The following is an 18920-nucleotide window of genomic DNA, read 5'->3' as shown; positions in this document are numbered from 1 at the left end:
GGTCGCGTCCTCAACGGCTCAGGAATTCGGGGGTCATGAGGATCAGCGCCACCAGGCTGCGCAGCCGCTGGTGGTTGTAATGGTTCTTGAGGTCGCGCGTCGAGCTGCGATCGCTGTCCTCGAGCACGGTCGTGGCCGGGTCCCCGTTCTGGGCCATGAACGCGCGCAGCGCCGCCAGGCGCTGGGACTTGGGCAGGTAGCCCAGGATCTGCCGGCACCAGAAATCGACGATGCGGTTCGCGGTCCACTGGTTGGCGGGGATGTTCTGGCGGGTGGTCTCGAGGATCGGCAGCAGCTTGACGTTGCTGTCGTCGGGGCGGCTGGTCTCGGTGAGCCAGAGCAGGACCTTCCAGGTCATGCCGAAGTTGCTCGCGCCCGACCAGGCGGTGGTGATGTCGGGGTAGCCGTTGGGCGCGGCCCAGTCGTACGGCTGGTGGCCGGTGAATCCCATGCGCCAGTTGAGGTCGCCGCTGCGGTTGTCGTCGAAGTTGTAGGTCCAGTCGCAACCGGTCACCCGCAGTGCCGCCGCGACCGCCTCGAACGGCCGCCGCATCTTGCGGCCCCACGCGTTCTGCGCCTCTTCCGACAGCAGGATGTGGCGCAGCGTCCTGGCGATCTGGTCAGGCGCGCGCCAGTTGTCGCGGAACACCTTGGCCGCGCTGTCGACCAGCGACTGCGGCGGCTCGTCGCTGAGGAAGCGACGCACCAGCTTCTTGCAGATGAACCTGGCCACCCGCGGGTGGCTGGCGAGGCGGTCGAGGATGTCGCGGCCATCCTGCAGCGCGGGGCGCTCGGGGTAGAGGAAGGTGCCGAGCACGAACTTCGGCCCCGAATCGTGCCAGGGCGCGTGGTAGTGGAACTGGCCGTTGTCCTTGTCGGCGTGGGTGAACTCCCAGTGGTTGTCGTTCATCGTCCAGCCGGTGAACGCGGCCGCCGTCTCGTACACGTCGATGTCGGTGTAGCCGATCGGGTAGCTCGGGTCCTCGGGGCAGGGCGGGACCTTGAACGGATCGACGAAGCCGAGGTAGTTCTCGGCGCCGAGCGTGTGCAGCTCGAGCAGTTCGCGGGCGAAGTTCTCGTTCGGCCCGCCGCGGCGGTTGGACTTGTTGTCCAGGTAGTACAGCATCGCCGGGCTCTTCGCGACCGCTTCGAGCATGGCGCGGAAGTTGCCGAAGGCATTGGCCCGGATCACGTCGCGGTTGTAGTGCCCGAACACCGGGCAGATGCTGTAGTCGCTGACCATCACGTTGAAATGGTCGTGCCAGAACATCGTGGTGACTTCGAACAGCTGCCGCTTCGAGAACACCGCCCGCACCAGCGCCTCGCGCTGGACTTCCCAGCCCGGGCGCATGCGGATGTTCCATTCGGCGCCCGAACGCACGTGGTCCTCCCACTGCTGGGCGAGGGTCTTCTTCAGCGTGTAGTAGCCGGCGGCCTCCAGACGCGCCTCGACGTCGGAGTCGTCGATCGCGTCGGGCTTGAGCTGGCGGTCCACCCAGGCGGTGAGGCGGGCGACGTCGCTGCTGCCCAGCGCGTTGAACTCGGCGATCGACTGCCGGGTCGCGCCGAAGGTCATGTTGTTGAGCACGCGCACCGCGAAGGGCGGCTTGGGCAGGGTGACCAGGCGGCGCTGGGAGGTCTTCTCGGCGAGGCGGCCGGCCGTGGCCTGGAGCGGGTCCGGAGGCGGCTGGAAGCGGGGGGCGCGCGTCAGCTTGTAGCGTTGGCGGTGCGCGCCTTCCAGCATGGCGCGCTCCGCCCCGGAAAGGGCTGGAGTCATGGCGTGTGTCCCTCGGATGTCCCCCCTGCGCCACAGCGTATCGGCGCCCGCGAGACCGGGTTGTGACTGTGCCCACACTCCGCAATCGATCCGCCGGCAGGGCGGGAGGCCCCGGCGCGCCGGGCCGTTCGATACGCCTGCGCATGTCGTTTCATCGAGCGGCCGACCGGTCGACGCATGCCCATTCGCGCAGGCGCAGTGCGCGACGACCGAGGCCCGCGCGACCGGACCGGTCGGGCGCCGGCAATCCGGACGGGGGCGGGGGCCGACGGGTCGCGGCCCAACGCGCCCGCCGCTACCATGCGCGGCTTTCCTTGCGGAGCCGTCCATGCCGTACACGCCCATCCTCGCCACGCTCGGCTACGTGCTGTCGCCGGACCGGCGCCGGGTGCTGATGGTCCACCGCAATGCGCGGCCCGGCGACCACCACCTGGGCAAGTACAACGGCCTGGGCGGCAAGCTCGAGCCGGGCGAGGACGTGGTGGCCGGCATGCGCCGCGAGATCCGCGAGGAAGCCGGCATCGAGTGCGACGCGATGCGGCTGCGCGGCACGATCAGCTGGCCGGGCTTCGGCCGCGGCGGCGAGGACTGGTTCGGTTTCCTGTTCCTGGTCACCGGATTCAGCGGCGAGCCGTACGCGTCCAATCCCGAGGGCAGCCTGGAATGGGTCGACGTCGATCGCATCCTCGACCTGCCGCTGTGGGAAGGCGACCGTCACTTCCTGCCGATGGTGTTCGACGACGACCCGCGCGCGTTCCACGGGGTGATGCCGTACCGCGACGGACGCATGGTGTCCTGGGACTGCACGCGGATCTGAGCGCGGGCACGCGTGCCCGCGCGGCACCGGTGCGCCGCCGCGGCCGGGTACGATAGCCACGGCGCGCGACGCGCCTTCCCCGGACGAGGACGCGGACGCACGCATGTTCACTGCCCGGCGCACCAGCACCCACCGCGGCCATGACGACCTGCTGACCGCGGGCCTGGGATCGGGTGGCCTGCGCGCCATGATCCCGCCGCCGTATGCCGATCCGGCCCGTCCCACCGCGGAGGAACTGCGCCGCAGGGCGATCTGGAGCAGCTGGCGCGGCATCGCCGACCTCGCGCCGGGAGGCGGCTTCGGCAGGCTTTACGGCAGCACCTCGACGGTGCCCGGGCGCGAGTTCCATGCCTACGCCACGCTGCCCGGGGCGCGCCATCCGCACCGGGTGATGCTGCAGCTGCCCGACGGCTTCGATCCGCGCCGGCCGCGACTGCTGGTGACGGCGGCGTCGGGCTCGCGCGGGATCTACGGTTCGGTAGCGTTGGCCAGCGCCTGGGGCCTGCCGCGCGGATGGGCGGTGGTGCATACCGACAAGGCCGCCGGCTCCGACTACTTCGACCTCGACAGCGGGACCGGCTGCCTCTCCGACGGGACGCGCGCGCCGGCGGGCACGTCCGGCCTGGCGTTCGAGCCCGACCCCGCGGACGGCGGCGGCCACGGGGTCAGGGGCATCGCGGTCAAGCACGCGCATTCGAAGGACAACCCCGAGGCGGACTGGGGACGGCACGTGCGCCAGGCCGCCGAGTTCGCGCTCCAGGTGCTCGCCGAGGCGTACCCGGAGCACGCGCCGTTCACGTTCGACGGCACCCGCATCGTGGCCACGGGCATCTCCAACGGCGGCGGCGCGGTGCTGCGCGCTGCCGAAGGGGACGACCGGTGGCTGGACGCGGTGGTGGCCGGCGAGCCGAACGTCTACGCCGACGCCCCCGGCGCACGCTGCCTGTACGACTACGCGACCGAGGCGGCGCTGCTCATGCCGTGCGAGCAGCTGCTCCCCCAGGAGCTGCCGGCGTCGCTGATGGCGGCGCTGGCGGCGCCGCAGCTGGCCGGGCTGTGCGCGCGGCTGGCCGCCGACGGGCTGGTGGAGGGCGCCACCCCGGCGTGCCAGGCGCGCTCGGCGCACGAGCGCCTGCTGGCCGCGGGCTGGACCGTGCCCGCCCTGCGCGCGGGCGCGCTCTCCACCGGCTTCGACATGTGGCGCGCGCTCGCGGTCACGTACGCCTCGGCCTACGGTCGCCATGGCGTCGACGGGCATCCCTGCGGCTACCGGTTCGCGGCCCAGCACCTCGACCTGTCCCCGCGGCCCGCGACCGCGGTCGAGCGCGCGGCCTGGTGGAGCGAGGCCAGCGGGCTGCCGCCGGGGCAGGGCATCGGGATCGTCGATCCCTCGTTCGCGCCGCCCGGGTTCGGGTTCCCGGGCCTGCGCCGGCTGCGCGCGCTGTGGGAAGGCGACGATGCCGACGCGCGCCGGGTGCAGGCGGGCATCGCCGCCACCCGTGCGCGGCCGCCGCGCGAGGGATTGCCGGTGGTCGTGGTGCACGGCATCGACGACGGCCTGATCCCGATCGCCTTCAGCAGCGCGCCCTACGTGGAGGCCGCACGCGCCGCCGGGCGCGACGTGCGCTTCTGGCAGGTGCGCCACGCCCAGCACTTCGACAGCTTCCTCGGCCTGCCCGACCTCGCCACGCGCTACGTGCCGCTGTTGCCCTACGTGCACGCGGCGCTCGACCGCGTGGCCGCGTTCCTTGAGGGGGAGGGGGCGCTGCCCGGGGACGCGGTGGTCGAGCCCACGCCGCGGGCGCCGGGCCAGCGGCTGGAGGCGTGGCACCTGGCCATTCCCTGACCCCGCGCCTGCGTATCGCCCTCACGCGGGTTTTGGCACCCTTGGGGTTTCCCGCTCCCCGGACGACCGCCATGTCCCGTCCCCGCCACTTCTCGATGCTGCGCGACTTCCAGCTCGCCGACTGGTTCACCCTCGGCAACGCAGTCTGCGGTACCGGGGCGGTGTTCGCGGCGATGCGGTTCCTCCAGGACGGCGTGGTGCGCGACCTGCTAGCCGGCATGGCCCTGATCCCGCTGGCCTTCGTGCTGGACGCGCTGGACGGGAGGATCGCGCGCTGGCGAAAGGTCGCCTCGACCCTGGGCCGGGAGCTCGATTCGCTGGCCGACGTGATCTCCTTCGGCGTCGCGCCCGCCGCGCTCGGCTATGCCTGCGGTCTGCAGGGCGGCTGGGACTGGGTGGTGCTGAGCTACTTCGTCGGCTGCGGCGTCAGCCGCCTGGCGCGCTACAACGTGACCGCCGAGACGCTCGCCGACGGCGGCGACAAGGTGAAGTACTTCGAGGGCACCCCGATCCCGACCAGCCTGCTGATCGTGGTCCTGCTCGCGGTGGCGGCCTGGCAAGGCGCGATCGGGGACGCGGTCTGGTTCGGACGGTGGCAGCTCGGCCCCTGGCAGCTGCATCCGCTGGTGCTGGTGTACGCGCTGTCGGGTTCGCTGATGATCAGCAAGACGATCCGGATCCCGAAGTTCTGAGCCTCCGCGGCCCCACCCTGCGTCGCCGGCCGTTGCTATGATCGACCGGCAGCAGGAGGACGGCATGTCGAAGCAGGACCAGGGCGCGGGCGGCGGCGGGCAGGCGCAGGACTTCGAACGGCTGGCGCGGCAGTACTGGGCCGCGTGGGGCGACGCCCTGCGCGGGGCGATGCCCGACGCCGGCCAGATCGGCGCGCACGCGTGGCACGAGGCGATCGACTGGTGGACGCGCTATGCCCACGGTGGCCGCCAGGACGTCAACGACGCGCTGCAGCGCTTCGGTGCCCAGGCCCGCGAATGGTTCGCGCGCATGCAGCAGGTCGCGGCGCAGTTCGCCGGCCGCGAGGCCGACGCGTCCGACATCGCCCGCGCCTGGAAGCAGGCGCTGGGTGCCTCGGGCGCCAGTCCGTTCCCGGAACTGCTGCGTTCGATGCGCGGCCAGGGCCTGGCCGGGCTGGACCAGTGGGTCGAGGACGCGAAGCCCTGGCTGGACGCGGTGCGCAACGAAGGCATGTCCTGGCTGCGGATCCCGGCCTTCGGCGCCGGGCGCGAGCACCAGGAGCGGCTCCAGGCGCTGGCCCGGGCGCTGGTCGAATACGACGAGGCGACCAGCGCGTACAACGCCCTGCTGCTCAAGGCCACCGAACATGCGTTCGTGCGCTTCGAGGACAAGCTGGCCGAGCGCGCCGCGCCCGGGAAGCAGATCGAGTCGACGCGCGCGCTGTTCGACCTCTGGATCGACGCGGCGGAGGAGGCCTACGCGCAGATCGCGCTGTCGCCGGAGTTCCGCACCGCCTACGGCCGGCTGGTGGACGCGCAGATGCGCGTGCGGGCCGGCGTGCACGCGCAGGTCGAGCAGGCCTGCGCCTCGCTGGGGATGCCCACGCGCGCGGAGGTGGACTCGGCGCACCGCAAGATCGTGGAGCTCGAGCGCGCGCTGCGGCGGTTGCGCGACGCGGTCGGGGATGGGCAGGCCGCATCCGCGGCCGGCTCTGGTGGCATTGCAGGCGCGTCGTCCGGCAGGCAGGCGGCGAAGAAGCCAGCTGCGAAGAAGCGGGCGGGCCGCAAGTCCGCCAGCCGTCCGTCGCAGACGACCAAGGCGGCGGATCGGTCCGCGCCCGGGGCGTCGACCGGCAAGCCGGCGAAAAAGGCGGCCGCGCGGACGAAGGCGCCGGCCAGGCGCGCGGCACGCAAGCTCGCGCCGCGGCCGACCGTGACCGCGCGCCGGGCGCCCACCAACGGATTCTCCAGCTTCATTCCCATCCCGGACGCGCCGCTGCCACCCGAGCCGGCGCCAGCCAGGCGCCGCGGAGGACGCTGACATGCACGGTCCGCTCAACATCACGCCCGACCGCCTGGCCGCCGAGGCGGTGCGCTTCCAGCAGAAGCTGGCCGCCGGCCTGCAGACCCTGCGCGAGGTCGGCGACTACGACTACGGCGCGACCGGCAAGGAGGAGGTGTGGCGCGACGGCAAGGTCGTGCTGTACCGCTACGCCGGCGCGAAGGCGCCCACCGCGAAGGTGCCGGTGCTCATCAGCTACGCCCTGGTCAACCGCCCGTACATGGTCGACCTGCAGGAGAACCGTTCGCTGGTGCGCGGCCTGCTGGAGCGCGGCGAGGACGTGTACATCATCGACTGGGGCTACCCCGACCGCTCCGACCGCTTCCTCACCCTCGAGGACTACATCGAGCGCTTCCTCGGCGGCGCGGTCGACGAGCTCCGCCGCCGCCACCGGCTCGACGCGATCAACCTGCTGGGCATCTGCCAGGGCGGCGCGTTCGCCCTGACCTACGCGGCGCTGCACCCGGAGAAGATCCGCAACCTGATCACCATGGTCACGCCGGTCGACTTCCACACCCCGGACAACATGCTCTCGCACTGGACCCGGGACATGGACGTGGACCTGTTCGTGGACACGCTCGGCAACGTGCCCGCGGACCTGATGAACTTCTGCTACCTCACGCTCAAGCCGTGGCGCCTGTTCGTGCAGAAGTACGTGGGTCTGGTCGACATCCTCGACGATCCCGGCGCGCTGGAGGACTTCCTGCGCATGGAGAAGTGGATCTTCGATTCGCCCGACCAGGCCGGCGAGGCCTTCCGCCAGTTCATCAAGCAGTACTACCAGGGCAACGGCTTCCTGGAGGGAGGTATCGAGATCGGCGGACGCGAGGTGGACCTGGGCTTCGTCGACATGCCGGTGCTCAACATCTACGCCGAGCAGGACCACCTGGTGCCGCCGGACGCCTCGCGCGCGCTGCGCGAGGTGGTCGGCACCGACGACTACACCGAGCTCTCGTTCCGCGGCGGCCACATCGGCATCTATGTCTCCAGCCGCGCCCGCGAAGTGCCGGCCACGATCCACGACTGGCTGGCGAAACGGACCCGCTGAGGTCGGCCCGTGGCGATCCGGCGGCCGTGGCTGGCGGTGGCGGTGTCCGCGCTGGCGCTGATGGCGGCCATCCCCCAGGGCGCCAGGGCGGGGGACGCGGACCGCGAGATCGACGCGCTGGTGGCCGCGGTCGGCGCCTCGGACTGCGAGTTCCAGCGCAACGGCCGCTGGCACGCGCCCGCCGCGGCCCAGAAGCACCTGCAGCGCAAGCTCGCCCATGCCCGGCGCCAGGGCCGCGAGGGCACCGCGGAGGAATTCATCGAGCTCGTCGCCAGCCGCAGCAGCCTGACCGGACGTGCGTACCGGGTGCGCTGCGGCGACGGTGGCGAGGTCCCGTCCGCACAGTGGTTCGAATCCGAGTTGCAGCGCCTGCGCGCAGCGGATTCTTCACAACCGGGTGGCTAGACTGGCCCCAGCCAGGAGGACGCGCACCATGAGCCAGGCCACCGCCAAGACACCCGGACTGACCCGATCGATCCACGACCGCGTGCTCGCCGGCGTGCTGGGCGGCATCGCCCATCGCTTCGGCTGGAACCCGACCCTGGTCCGCATCCTGTACGTGGTGGGATCGACCCTGTCGGCCGCGTTCCCCGGCATCCTGGTCTACCTGGCGCTGTGGCTGCTGATCCCGGAAGGCAACGACTGAGCACGGGCGACGACGACCGGCCGGGTCGCGCGCTGCTGCTGGCCGCCGGCCTCCTCTGGACCCTTCCCAATACCCTGGCCGGCCTGTGCGCGGGACTGGCCGGAATGGCGGCGGGCGCGCGCCCGCGCCTGGACCGCGACGCGTTGGCCCTGGTGTTCCATCGCTGGCCGTGGGGCCCGGGCGGGGCGATGACCCTGGGCAACGTGATCCTGCACACCGGCGAACGCCTCGACGTGCGCTGCACCACCTACGTCCACCGCGCCGGCCTGTGCCGCGACCCGGAGGTGCTGCTGCGCGACCACGAGCGCGCACACGTGCTGCAGTACATGGTGCTCGGGCCACTGTTCCTGCCCCTGTACCTGCTGTGCGGCGGGATCAGCGTGCGCAACCGGTTCGAGCGCGCCGCCGACCGCTACGCGCGCAGCGGGCAGGGCTGGTGGCCATGGCCGTGCGAGCCCCTGCCGACGGACGGTCGCACCCCTTGACGCCCGCGTAACGGGCGCTGCGCTAGCCTGCATCCGTCGGAGAAAAAGCGGAAGGCGGCAACGCCAGAAGCAATCGCTCCGGCGAAGAGAAGGCTCAGCCGGACGGGTCATACCGGACGACTGGGCCTTCTTGCATTCGCGATGCGCGCAGTGCGTGCGCCAGCCCCGGCTGGCTCAAGGGGCAGGCGGCGCGGTGGCCTCGCCGGACGCATCCGGACCGGATGCGCCGGCGTCATGTCGTTCCAGCTGCGCCCGGCCGTAGGGACCCTGCACGCGGGGATCGCGGATCCAGTCCGCGACCAGCGCGAAGTAGCCGTCGGCATGGCGCAGCATGATCCGCTCGCCGCCGGTGGCGTCGAACTCGAGCATGCCGTGGTCGGTGTCCGGGAACACCGCCAGGTCCACCGGGCGGCCCTGTGCCTGCAGCGCGCGGATCCGCCGCAGCGTCTCGGCGTTGGGCGCTTCGAGGTCTTCCGCCGCCACCACCCAGAGCTGGCGCGGTGCCAGCTGTTCCAGCACCGGCAGCGGCTCGTAGTCCCAGCTGGTGCCGACGTCCTGGCGCGAGGCGATCCTCCGCACCAGCGCCTGCGGCATCCAGCCAGGCACGCGCAGCACCTGGCCGCTGAACTCGCCCTCGATGTCGTTGAACCAGGGAGCATCGCCGTACTTCCTGCGCACCGCCTGCAGTTCGTCGAAGCCGCTGGTGAACCCCGAGGCCATCAGCCGCGCGGTGGCATCGGTGACCTCGCGCGCCTGTTCGAGCACGTCGTCGCCGTGGCCCTTCGCGCGCAGGTCGTTCATGACCTGCTCGCGGTCCTCGGCCAGCGCGTTCTCGGCCAGGCCGTACAGCGCGACCACGTAATCGGCGTCGCTGCGCGAGGCCGCCAGCGGCGCCACCCAGCCGCCCTGGCTGGCGCCGACGAAGCCTGCGGCCGAGAACCCCGCCGGATGCAGGCGCCGCGCTTCGGTCAGCGCCGCGACCGCATCGCCGGCCAGGGCGTGGAAGTCCTGGGTGTATTCGCCGGCGGAGCCGCCGGTGCCGCGCTTGTCGTAGACGAAGGCGGCCACGCCTTGCGCGGGGAGCAGGTACTGCATGGGATTGGATTCGAGCGCCGAGTAGCGTTCGGACCCGTGGACCAGCACCGCCACCGGGACCGGGTCCTGCGAGCCTCCCGCGGGCAGCACCAGGCGTCCGCGCAGCTGGAGGCCGTCGCTGGCGAACGTGGCGTCCTGCGCGGGCAGCGGCAGCCGGACGGCGTCGCCCTCGGGCCCGCTGGCGAGCGTGAAGTGCATGCGTCCGGCGGGGCAGGGTTCGAAGCGCGCGCGGGCCACTATCGGACCTTCCTCGCGCCAGCCCTCGCGGGCCTGCAGCTCGTCGCCCGGCGCCTTCCCCGCGGTCTCCAGCCGGCCGGTGCGCCCGTCGAGCAGGCGGTAGCGCAGGCCGCCGTCGACCGGCACCAGCGCCATCACGGCGCCATCGGCGAGCTGCCACGCGCCGGCATGGCAGGCGAAGTCTCCCCCGGGCGGGGTGGGATCGTCCCGGCTGCAGCCGCTGGCCAGCAGGACGGACAGGAGCAGGAGGACCAGGCCGGCTGGCTTCATCGCGACTTCCCGGGGGACCAGTGCGCGAGTCTAGCAGCGGCCGCGGCCATGCTCGCCACGGCGTCAGCGCAGGACGCGCAGCACCTGGAACGAACGCGTGGAGACTCGGCCGGCCGCGTCGTAGCCGCGTTCGGCGAACACGATGCGGTCCTCGCCGGCGAGCACCACGCTGCTGCAGCGGGTGCCGTAACGCGGATCGAGGACGAACGGTGGCGACAGGAGGCGTTCCAGCGCCAGGCCGACGCCGGTATCGGGCAGGGCGTCGTCGGCCGCGGGCGTGGTGTCGCGCAGGGCGGCGAACAGCGGCTCGATCGCCGTGGCGAGGTCCTCCACGTCGACCCCGGCGCTGGACGACTCCAGCCACGCCGACAGCGCGCGGGTGGCGAACATGCCCTTGGGCCAGGGCGCGTCGAACGCGCCGTTGGACATCGCGTGCACGCCCGGCTGCACTTCGCTGGCCGCGAACGCCGGGTGGTTGGTGGCGAAGGCGAGCCGGTCGCCGTCCCAGGCCAGGAGATTGAAGCGCCCGTACTCCGGTGCCGAGGCCGACAGCGCCTGCACGGCGTCGAGCGCGGTCGCGTCGCCGCGCACGAAGTCGCGCACCAGCCAGCCGCGCGAGCGCGGCGCGGCCTGCGCCGGCGCCTTGCCGTCGCGCACGTTGGTCACGGCGGCGAGGCGGCCGTGGCGCGAGACCTGCAGCCAGCCGCCGCCCTGGACCAGGTCGCGGCCGCCGTACACGTCCGGCGCGTCCGGATCGAACCCGGCCGGCGCCGCCGGACGGTCGTGCAGTTCGTCGCGGTTGGCGATCAGGGCCAGCGGCCAGCGCGGATGCGTGCGCCAGGCCACGGCGACCAGGCACATGCTCAGGTTCCCGGCCGGTCGCGGATGACGAGCAGGCGCGGTTCGGTCATGTCCTCGATCGCGTACTTCACGCCTTCGCGCCCGAGCCCGGACTGCTTCACGCCCCCATAGGGCATGTTGTCGACGCGGAAGCTCGGCACGTCGCCGACCACCACGCCGCCGACCTCGAGCCGGTCCCAGGCGCGCATGGCATGGACGAGGCGGGCGGTGAACACGCCCGCCTGCAGGCCGAAGTCGCTCGCATTGACGGTGTCCAGCGCCGCGTCGAAGTCGTCGAACGGCTGCAGGCAGGCCACCGGGCCGAACACCTCCTGGCGGTAGAGGTCGCAGTCCGGCGGCACGTTCTCCATCAGGGTGGCCGGGAGCATGTTGCCCTGCCGCGGGCCGCCGGCCAGGCGCCTGGCGCCGGCCTTGCGCGCGGCCTCGACCCAGCCTTCGATGCGCCGGGCGGCCGCCTCGTCGATCACCGGACCGATGAAGGTGTTCTCGTCGCGCGGGTCGCCCATGACCAGCTTGCCCACCCGCGCCTTGAGCTTGCGGCGAAGGGCGTCGTAGACGTCGCGGTGGGCGAGGATGTGCTGCACGCTGATGCAGCTCTGGCCGGACTGGTAATAGGCGCCGAACACCAGGCGTTCGACCACGTCGTCCAGCGGCAGGCCCGGATCGGCATCGACGATACAGGCCGCGTTCCCGCCCAGCTCCAGGGTGACCTTCTTGCGTCCGGCGCGGGCCTTGAGTTCCCAGCCCACCAGGCCGCCGGTGAAGCTGAGCAGGGCGATGCGCTCGTCCTCGGTGAGCGCGGCGGCGTCCTCGTTGCTGCAGGCCAGGATGGAGAATGCCCCCTCGGGCAGGTCGGTTTCGGCGAGGACCTCGCCGATGATCAGCGCGCCCACCGGGGTCTTGGCGGCGGGCTTGAGCACGAACGGGCAGCCGGCGGCGATGGCCGGCGCCACCTTGTGCGCGACCAGGTTGAGCGGGAAGTTGAACGGGGTGATGAAGCTGCACGCGCCGACCGGCACGCGCTTGACCATGCCGCGGTAGCCGCGGGTGCGCTGCGAGATCTGCAGTTCGATCGTCTCCCCCCCGATACGCGTGGCCTCGGCGGCGGCGATGCGGAAGGTGTCGATCAGGCGGGTGACCTCGCCGCGCGCGTCGCGGATCGGCTTCCCGGCCTCGATGCACAGCGCCAGCGCCAGTTCCTCGGCGCGCTCGCCGAAACGGCGCACGCAGTGCTCGAGCACGTCGCGCCGGCGGTCGGGGGTGAATGCGGCCATCGCCTCGCGCGCCGCGAAGGCGGCGGCGATGGCCCGGTCGATGGTCTTCGCGTCGACGAAGGCGGTGCGGGTGGCGACCTTGCCGCTGTACTTGTCCAGCACCTCGAGATCGGTGTTCGGCTGGATCGGGCGGTTGGCCAGGTAGCAGGGATAGCGCTTCGCCAGGGTGCCGGACTTGCTGCTGCTGGTCTTCTTGGGCATCAGGAACTCCGCGGACGGTGTCGGATGGTGTGGGGCGGTCAGGCCACGGCCGCCGCCAGATCGGGGATTTCGCGATTGAGCAGGGCATCGTCGCGACCGTAGTCGATGGGCACCTCGACCAGGTCCACGCCCGGACGCGCCAGCGCCTCGCGCAGCTGCGCCTCGAAGTCTTCGATGGAGGTCGCGCGATGGCCGCGTGCGCCATAGCTTTCGGCATAGCGCACGAAATCCGGATTGCCGTAGTCCATGCCGTAGGCCGGGTAGCCGTCGTGCGCCTGCTTCCACTTGATCATGCCGTAGGCATCGTCGCGCAGCACCAGCACCACCAGGTCGATGCCCAGCCGCACCGCGGTCTCGAGTTCCTGCGAGTTCATCATGAACCCGCCGTCGCCGCACACCGCCACCACGCGGCGCCCGGGCCGGGCGAGCGCCGCGGCGATCGCCGAGGGCAGGCCCGCGCCCATGGTCGCCAGCGCGTTGTCGAGCAGCAGGGTATTGGGCAGCCGGCAGCGGGCATGGCGGGCGAACCACAGCTTGTACAGGCCATTGTCCAGGCAGGTGATGTCCTCCGGGGCCAGCGCGTCGGCCAGCGTGGCCACCAGCCGCGGCACGGCCATCGGGAAGCGCGGGTCGGCCGCGAGCGTGGCCACGTGCGCGCACAGCGCTTCGCGTACCCGGTCGAAGAAGGCGAAGTCCCAGTGCGGCTGCGGGTCCAGCCGTTCGGCCAGCGCCCAGACCGAATGGGCGATGTCGCCGACCACCTCGACCTGCGGGAAGTACACCTGGTCGACCACCGCCGGCGAGTAGTTCACGTGGATCACGGTGCGACGGCCGCGGTGCATCGAGAACGGCGGCTTCTCGATCACGTCGTGGCCGATGTTGACGATGCAGTCGGCGGCGTCGATCGCGCGGTGCACGAAGTCCCCGTCCGACAGCGCCGCGGTGCCCAGCCACAGCGGGCCGGATTCGTCGAGCACGCCCTTGCCCATCTGGGTGGAGAAGAACGGGAGGCCCAGTTTCCCGACGAAAGCATGCAGCATCTTCGAGGTGGTCTTGCGGTTGGCGCCGGCGCCGATCATCAGCAGCGGATGGCGCGCACGCGCGATCGCTTCGGCGGCCGCGGCCAGCGCCTTGTCCTCGGCCAGCGGGCGGCGGCTGTACACCGGCGGCAGCACGATCGCATCGGTCTCGTCGCCGGCGACGTCCTGCGGCAGCTCGAGGTGGGTGGCGCCGGGGCGTTCCTCCTGCGCGCGGCGCACGGCCTCGCGCACCTTCGCCGGGATCGCGTCGGCGCTGATGAGCTGGCGGGTGTACTTGGTCAGCGGGCGCATCATGTCGACCACGTCCACGATCTGGAAATGGCCCTGCCGGCTGCTGCGCACCGGCTTCTGGCCGGTGATCATGAGCATCGGCATCGCGCCGAGCTGGGCATAGGCCGCGGCGGTGACCAGGTTGGTGGCGCCGGGGCCGAGCGTGGACAGGCAGACGCCGGCCTGGCCGGTGAGGCGCCCCCAGGTCGCGGCCATGAACCCGGCGGCCTGCTCGTGGCGCGTGAGCACCAGGCGGATGCCCGAGCTGCGCAGCGACTCCAGCAGGGCAAGCGTTTCCTCGCCGGGAATCCCGAAGACATGGTCCACGCCCTCGGCCTGCAGCGCCTGGACGAAGAGGTCGGAGGCCTTGGTCATGCGGCCAGTCTCACATGGCGGGCGTTAGCGAAGCGTACCGCGCGCGGGCGATCGGTGCGCCCGCAGCGGGCATCGCGTTCCGCACGACGGAATTCATGCCGGGCGACGCGGCGCGGCGGCCGATCCTATCGGTCGGAGGAGCCGGAGCCCCGGGGTTCCACCGCTTCGACGCGAAGCCGCAGGCGACCATCGGCGACGCGCGCCGCCACCGCGTCGCCGGCGGAGACATCGCCGGTGGCGCGCACGACGCGGCCGTCGTCGCGCTGCAGGATGCTGTAGCCGCGCGCGATCGTGGCCAGCGGGCTCACCGCCTCCAGGGAGCGCGCCAGCCCGTGCAGCTGCAGCGCGTCGCGCTGCAGGTGGCGCGCGATCGCCGCCTGCAGCCGCGGCCGGGCGTCGGCGAGCTGCTGGCGCAGGGCCTGGAGCCGGCGCTGCGGGCGCGTGGCCTGCAGCACGGCGCGGGCATGGCGCAGGCGCGCCGCGCGGGCCTCCAGGCCCTGGCGCATCGCGGCCTGCAGCCGCTGCATGGCCTGGTCGCGGCGCAGTCGGTGCGCCTGCAGCCGCGCCTGCGGGCGCTGCGCGTTGAGCCGGAGCGCGGCGCGGTCGGCGCGCTGGGCCAGCTGCCGCAGGTGGTTGGCCTGCAGCGTGGCCATCCGCCGCTGCAGCCCGGCCAGGCGCTGGCCGAGGTCGATCCGGCTCGGCACCAGCAGTTCCGCGGCCGCGGAAGGCGTCGGCGCGCGCAGGTCGGCGGCGAAGTCGGACAGGCTGAAGTCGGTCTCGTGGCCGATCGCCGACACCACCGGCACCGGCGAACCGGCGATCGCGCGCGCCAGCGCCTCGTCGTTGAAGGCCCACAGGTCCTCCAGCGAACCGCCGCCGCGCGCGAGCAGGATCGCGTCGTGGCGGCCCGCCGCGATCGTGCGCCGGAGCATGGCGGTGATCTGCGCCGCCGCGGTCCCGCCCTGGACGGGGACCGGCACGATCTCGACCTCGACCAGCGGGAAGCGCCGCCCCAGCACGCTCAGCACGTCGCGCACCGCCGCGCCGGTGGGCGAGGTCAGCACCGCCAGGCGGCGCACCCAGGCGGGCAGGGGGCGCTTGCGCGCCTCGTCGAACAGCCCCTCGGCCTGCAGCCGCGCCTTGAGTTCCTCGAACGCGCGCCGCAGCGCGCCTTCGCCGGCTTCCTCGAGGGAATCGACCACCAGCTGGTAGTCGCCGCGCGCCTCGTACAGGGTCAGCCGGCCGCGGGCAAGGACCTTGAGTCCCTCGCGCGGCTGGAAGCGCAGCCACTGGCTCTTGGGCCGGAACATGGCGCAGCGCACCTGGGCGCGGGGGTCCTTGAGGGTGAAGTACAGATGGCCCGAGGACGGACGCGCGACGTTGCCCAGCTCGCCCTCGACCAGCACCAGCGGGAAGGCATCCTCGAGCAGGCTCCGGGCCAGGGTGTTGAGCTGGCTCGGAGTGAGGACTTCGCCGCTGGATGGGTCGTTCATGCGGGCAGCATAGCGGCGCGGGCGTGCACGGCCCACCACGCCGCCGCGCGGGGCGGCGGGAAACAGCGTTGCCGGGGCGTCGCGACCGGCGCGGGCGCGGGGGAGGCCGGCCTGCGGACAGTGGCGCGACAGGCGGCGTCCAGCGCTTGCCCGGTAGAATATGCGCATGTCCGCCCAGCCCCAGCCTCCCTGCGCCGCCGAAACCGACCCCGTCGGGTTCGGGCCGCTGCCGCGCAGGGCCACGCGCCAGGTGAGGATCGGCGGGGTCGCGGTCGGCGGCCGGGCACCGGTGGTGGTGCAGTCGATGACCAACACCGACACCGCCGACGTGGCCGCCACCGCGAGACAGGTCGCCGAACTCTGGCGCGCCGGCTCCGAACTGGTGCGGGTCACGGTCAACAACCCCGAGTCGGCCGCGGCCGTGCCGCGCATCGTCGAACGGCTGGCGATGCAGGGCGTGGAGGTGCCGATCATCGGCGACTTCCACTACAACGGCCACCAGCTGCTCGAGCGCGAGCCGGCCTGCGCCGAGGCGTTGGCCAAGTACCGGATCAACCCGGGCAACGTCGGCTTCGGGCGCAAGAAGGACGTGCAGTTCGCGCAGCTGATCGAGTTCGCGATCCGCTACGGCAAGCCGGTGCGGATCGGCGCGAACTGGGGTTCGCTCGACCAGGCGCTGGCGGCCGAACTGATGGACGAGAACGCGCGCCGCGCCGAGCCGTGGGACGCGGGGCGGGTGTTGCGCGAGGCGCTGATCCGCTCGGCGCTCGATTCGGCCGAGCGCGCGGTGGAGCTGGGCCTGGGGCGCGACCGGATCGTGCTCAGCGCCAAGGTCAGCGGCGTGCAGGAGCTGGTCGCCGTGTACCGCGACCTGGCCCGGCGCAGCGATTTCGCCCTGCACCTGGGCCTGACCGAGGCCGGCATCGGCAGCAAGGGCATCGTGGCTTCCAGTGCGGCGCTGGCGGTCCTGCTGCAGGAAGGCATCGGCGACACCATCCGCATCTCGCTCACCCCCGAGCCGGGCGCATCGCGGACCAAGGAAGTGGTGGTGGCCCAGGAGCTGCTGCAGACCATGGGCCTGCGCGCATTCACGCCCATGGTCACCGCCTGCCCGGGGTGCGGCCGCACCACCTCGGAGTTCTTCCAGGAACTCGCGGGCGTGGTCCAGGAGCACGTGCGGGCGAAGATGCCCGAGTGGCGGATCACCCATCCGGGCGCGGAGACCATGACCGTCGCGGTGATGGGTTGCGTGGTCAACGGACCCGGCGAGTCGCGCCACGCCAACATCGGAATCTCGCTTCCGGGCACCGGCGAGGCGCCCTCGGCGCCGGTATTCGTCGACGGCCGGAAGACGGTGACCCTGCGCGGCGAGCGCATCGCCAGCGAATTCGTCGCACTGGTCGACGAGTACGTCGACCGCACCTGGGGCCGCCGCGCGGATGCCTGAGGCCTCCTGGCCGCGGGAGGCGTCCGCGGCCTGCGGCGCGTTCGCGCGCCGCCACGGCTGGAAGCTCGCGCTGCTGTTCGGCGGCATGCTGCTGCCGCTGTGGGGATTCCTGGAACTGGCCGACGAGGTCCACGAGGCCGAGGCGATCCCGTTCGACGAACCGCTGCTGCTGTTCGCGCAGTCGATGGCGGGCGCGGGGCTGGACGGAGTGTTCCTGTTCTTCTCGCAGGCCGGCTACGCCTGGGGCGTGGTGCCGTTCGACATCGGCCTGGTCCTGGTGCTGCTGGTGTTGCGGCGCTGGCGCGAGGGCCTGTTCGCGGCGGTGGCGACCGGCGGCTCGGCGCTGCTGAACATCGCGACCAAGCAGCTGTTCTCGCGCGAGCGGCCGTCGCTGTGGGAGTCGATCGCGCCCGAGTCCAGCTACAGCTTCCCGAGCGGGCATGCGATGGGATCGATGACCCTCGCCATGGTGCTGGTGCTGCTGGCCTGGCCCACGCGGGCGCGCTGGTGGATCGTCGCGGCGATGGCGGTGTTCGTGCCGATGGTCGGCCTCTCGCGCGTGTACCTGGGGGTGCACTATCCCTCGGACATCCTCGCAGGCTGGGCCGCGGCCTCGATCTGGGTCGCCGGCACCTGGCTGCTGGTGATGCGCAACGGACGCGACGGACGCGGCTGAACGCGCCGCATCGCACGCCGCGGCGACGGTTTCATCCGGGAAGGTGCTCGCGGCGGATCAGCCCGCGGCGCAGACGCGGTCGCGGCCGGCTTCCTTGGCGCGATACAGCGCGGCGTCGGCCGCGGCCATCAGGGTGGAGCGGTCCACCGCCGGCGGCACCAGTTCGGCCACGCCGACGCTGACCGTGATCCGGCGCGGGACGCCGCCAGGCGCGAAGTGCGCGGCGGCGACCGCCGCCCGCAGCCGGTCGGCGAACGCGGCCGCCGCTTCGGCGCCGGTTTCGAGCAGCAGCACCGCGAACTCCTCGCCGCCGATGCGCGCGGCCACGTCGTCGCTGCGCACGTGGTTGCGGATGATCCCGGCGATGGTGCGCAGCACCTCGTCGCCGGCGATGTGGCCGAAGGTGTCGTTGACCGGCTTGAACAGGTCCACGTCCACGATGCACAGCGACAGCGTATGGCGGTGGCGGTGGGCACGCGCGATCTCGCGCTCGAGGATTTCGCTGAAATGGCGCCGGTTGTACAGCTCGGTGAGTGCGTCGTGGGTGGCGAGCTGGTAGATCTCCTCGTGGTACCCGGCCTCGACGTTGCCGTGGCCGATGAACTTGAGGATGCTCTCGCCGACCACGATGTGGTCGCCGTCGGCCAGCACCGCCTCGGCCACCGGCTGGTCGTTGACCCGGGTCGGGTTGGTGGCGCCGAGGTCGCGGATCCGGTACTCGTCGCCCTGCAGCCATACCTGGCAATGCGAGCGCGAGACGCTGCGGTGGGAGATGACCAGGTCGGCCTCGTCCGAGCGGCCGATCAGCACCGGCTGCCCGCCAAGGTCGACGCGCCGTCCCAGACCCTCGCCGTGGATGACGACCAGGCACGCGGCCCGCGGCCCGCTGCGGCGCGGCCCGTCGCTGTACACCGTGCGCTGGGTGGTGGGGAGCTGGTCGGATCCGGCCATGGCGTGGGGATTTCCTGACGCGCGAGTGTACCCGGTCGACGGGCGGCGATCAGCCATCGGTTAAGATGGAAACGACG

At 72.3% G+C, this 18920-nt stretch carries 17 protein-coding genes; 10 read left to right on the top strand and 7 right to left on the bottom strand.

Annotated elements, in window-relative coordinates:
- Window positions 1-10: 10 nt before the first annotated feature.
- Complete coding sequence (locus LUTJ29_RS16350) at window positions 11-1777, bottom strand: DUF1800 domain-containing protein (protein ID WP_186442027.1); 1767 nt, start codon at window positions 1775-1777, stop codon at window positions 11-13.
- Window positions 1778-2105: 328 nt separating this feature from the next.
- On the opposite strand from LUTJ29_RS16350, the gene LUTJ29_RS0105765 reads away from it, so the two are divergent.
- The 8 genes from LUTJ29_RS0105765 (at window position 2106) to LUTJ29_RS0105730 (ending at window position 8653) form a co-directional block, all read left to right on the top strand.
- Window positions 2106-2594: an 8-oxo-dGTP diphosphatase gene (locus LUTJ29_RS0105765; protein ID WP_027071702.1), complete on the top strand. Its 489-nt coding sequence runs from the start codon at window positions 2106-2108 to the stop codon at window positions 2592-2594.
- Window positions 2595-2697: 103 nt separating this feature from the next.
- Window positions 2698-4440: a 3-hydroxybutyrate oligomer hydrolase family protein gene (locus LUTJ29_RS16345; RefSeq protein ID WP_051322745.1), complete on the top strand. Its 1743-nt coding sequence runs from the start codon at window positions 2698-2700 to the stop codon at window positions 4438-4440.
- Window positions 4441-4511: 71 nt separating this feature from the next.
- Window positions 4512-5132 carry a CDP-alcohol phosphatidyltransferase family protein gene (locus tag LUTJ29_RS0105755; protein WP_043740587.1) on the top strand — a complete coding sequence of 207 codons (621 nt, stop codon included), beginning with the start codon at window positions 4512-4514 and terminating at the stop codon, window positions 5130-5132.
- A gap of 64 nt (window positions 5133-5196) precedes the next feature.
- A complete protein-coding gene (gene phaE, locus LUTJ29_RS16340) occupies window positions 5197-6453 on the top strand; it encodes a class III poly(R)-hydroxyalkanoic acid synthase subunit PhaE (protein ID WP_186442028.1) in 1257 nt (418 codons plus the stop codon).
- Window position 6454: 1 nt separating this feature from the next.
- Window positions 6455-7522, top strand: a complete 1068-nt coding sequence (locus LUTJ29_RS0105745) for a class III poly(R)-hydroxyalkanoic acid synthase subunit PhaC (protein ID WP_027071700.1) — start codon at window positions 6455-6457, stop codon at window positions 7520-7522.
- Between the two features lie 9 nt (window positions 7523-7531).
- Window positions 7532-7927, top strand: a complete 396-nt coding sequence (locus LUTJ29_RS16335; protein WP_051322743.1) for a DUF5329 domain-containing protein — start codon at window positions 7532-7534, stop codon at window positions 7925-7927.
- A 28-nt stretch (window positions 7928-7955) separates the two neighbouring features.
- A complete protein-coding gene (locus tag LUTJ29_RS0105735) occupies window positions 7956-8168 on the top strand; it encodes a PspC domain-containing protein (RefSeq protein ID WP_027071699.1) in 213 nt (70 codons plus the stop codon).
- On the top strand, window positions 8165-8653 hold the full coding sequence (locus LUTJ29_RS0105730) for a hypothetical protein (protein ID WP_144774694.1): 489 nt from the start codon (window positions 8165-8167) through the stop codon (window positions 8651-8653). Before LUTJ29_RS0105735 ends, LUTJ29_RS0105730 begins: the two co-directional genes overlap by 4 nt.
- Before the next feature lie 174 nt (window positions 8654-8827).
- Here LUTJ29_RS0105730 and LUTJ29_RS16330 read toward each other — a convergent pair whose 3' ends face one another.
- The 5 genes from LUTJ29_RS16330 to xseA all read right to left on the bottom strand — a co-directional run bounded on the left by LUTJ29_RS16330 (window position 8828) and on the right by xseA (window position 15769).
- Entirely contained in the window at window positions 8828-10255 is a 1428-nt protein-coding gene (locus LUTJ29_RS16330; RefSeq protein WP_051322742.1) for an alpha/beta hydrolase, read from the bottom strand.
- Between the two features lie 63 nt (window positions 10256-10318).
- Complete coding sequence (locus LUTJ29_RS16325) at window positions 10319-11116, bottom strand: NRDE family protein (RefSeq protein ID WP_051322741.1); 798 nt, start codon at window positions 11114-11116, stop codon at window positions 10319-10321.
- Window positions 11117-11118: 2 nt separating this feature from the next.
- Window positions 11119-12591: an aldehyde dehydrogenase family protein gene (locus tag LUTJ29_RS0105715; RefSeq protein WP_051322740.1), complete on the bottom strand. Its 1473-nt coding sequence runs from the start codon at window positions 12589-12591 to the stop codon at window positions 11119-11121.
- Window positions 12592-12629: 38 nt separating this feature from the next.
- Window positions 12630-14276, bottom strand: a complete 1647-nt coding sequence (locus LUTJ29_RS0105710) for an acetolactate synthase large subunit (RefSeq protein ID WP_027071696.1) — start codon at window positions 14274-14276, stop codon at window positions 12630-12632.
- Between the two features lie 125 nt (window positions 14277-14401).
- Window positions 14402-15769 (bottom strand): exodeoxyribonuclease VII large subunit, encoded by a 1368-nt coding sequence (gene xseA, locus LUTJ29_RS0105705; protein WP_027071695.1) that lies wholly within the window; start codon window positions 15767-15769, stop codon window positions 14402-14404.
- 166 nt (window positions 15770-15935) lie between these two features.
- Here xseA and ispG point away from each other — a divergent pair, with 166 nt between their 5' ends.
- Both ispG and LUTJ29_RS16320 read left to right on the top strand, forming a co-directional pair.
- On the top strand, window positions 15936-17216 hold the full coding sequence (ispG, locus tag LUTJ29_RS0105700; RefSeq protein WP_144774687.1) for a flavodoxin-dependent (E)-4-hydroxy-3-methylbut-2-enyl-diphosphate synthase: 1281 nt from the start codon (window positions 15936-15938) through the stop codon (window positions 17214-17216).
- Window positions 17209-17892: a phosphatase PAP2 family protein gene (locus LUTJ29_RS16320; RefSeq protein ID WP_043740584.1), complete on the top strand. Its 684-nt coding sequence runs from the start codon at window positions 17209-17211 to the stop codon at window positions 17890-17892. Before ispG ends, LUTJ29_RS16320 begins: the two co-directional genes overlap by 8 nt.
- Before the next feature lie 57 nt (window positions 17893-17949).
- On the opposite strand, the gene LUTJ29_RS0105690 is transcribed toward LUTJ29_RS16320, so the two are convergent.
- Window positions 17950-18843 carry a GGDEF domain-containing protein gene (locus LUTJ29_RS0105690; protein ID WP_027071693.1) on the bottom strand — a complete coding sequence of 298 codons (894 nt, stop codon included), beginning with the start codon at window positions 18841-18843 and terminating at the stop codon, window positions 17950-17952.
- Window positions 18844-18920 lie beyond the last annotated feature (77 nt).

This window comes from Luteimonas sp. J29 (assembly GCF_000472505.1).
Taxonomy (GTDB): Bacteria; Pseudomonadota; Gammaproteobacteria; order Xanthomonadales; family Xanthomonadaceae; genus Luteimonas.
Note: the sequence above shows the minus strand (reverse complement) of the source record. Positions and strands in the feature narration are given on the sequence as shown.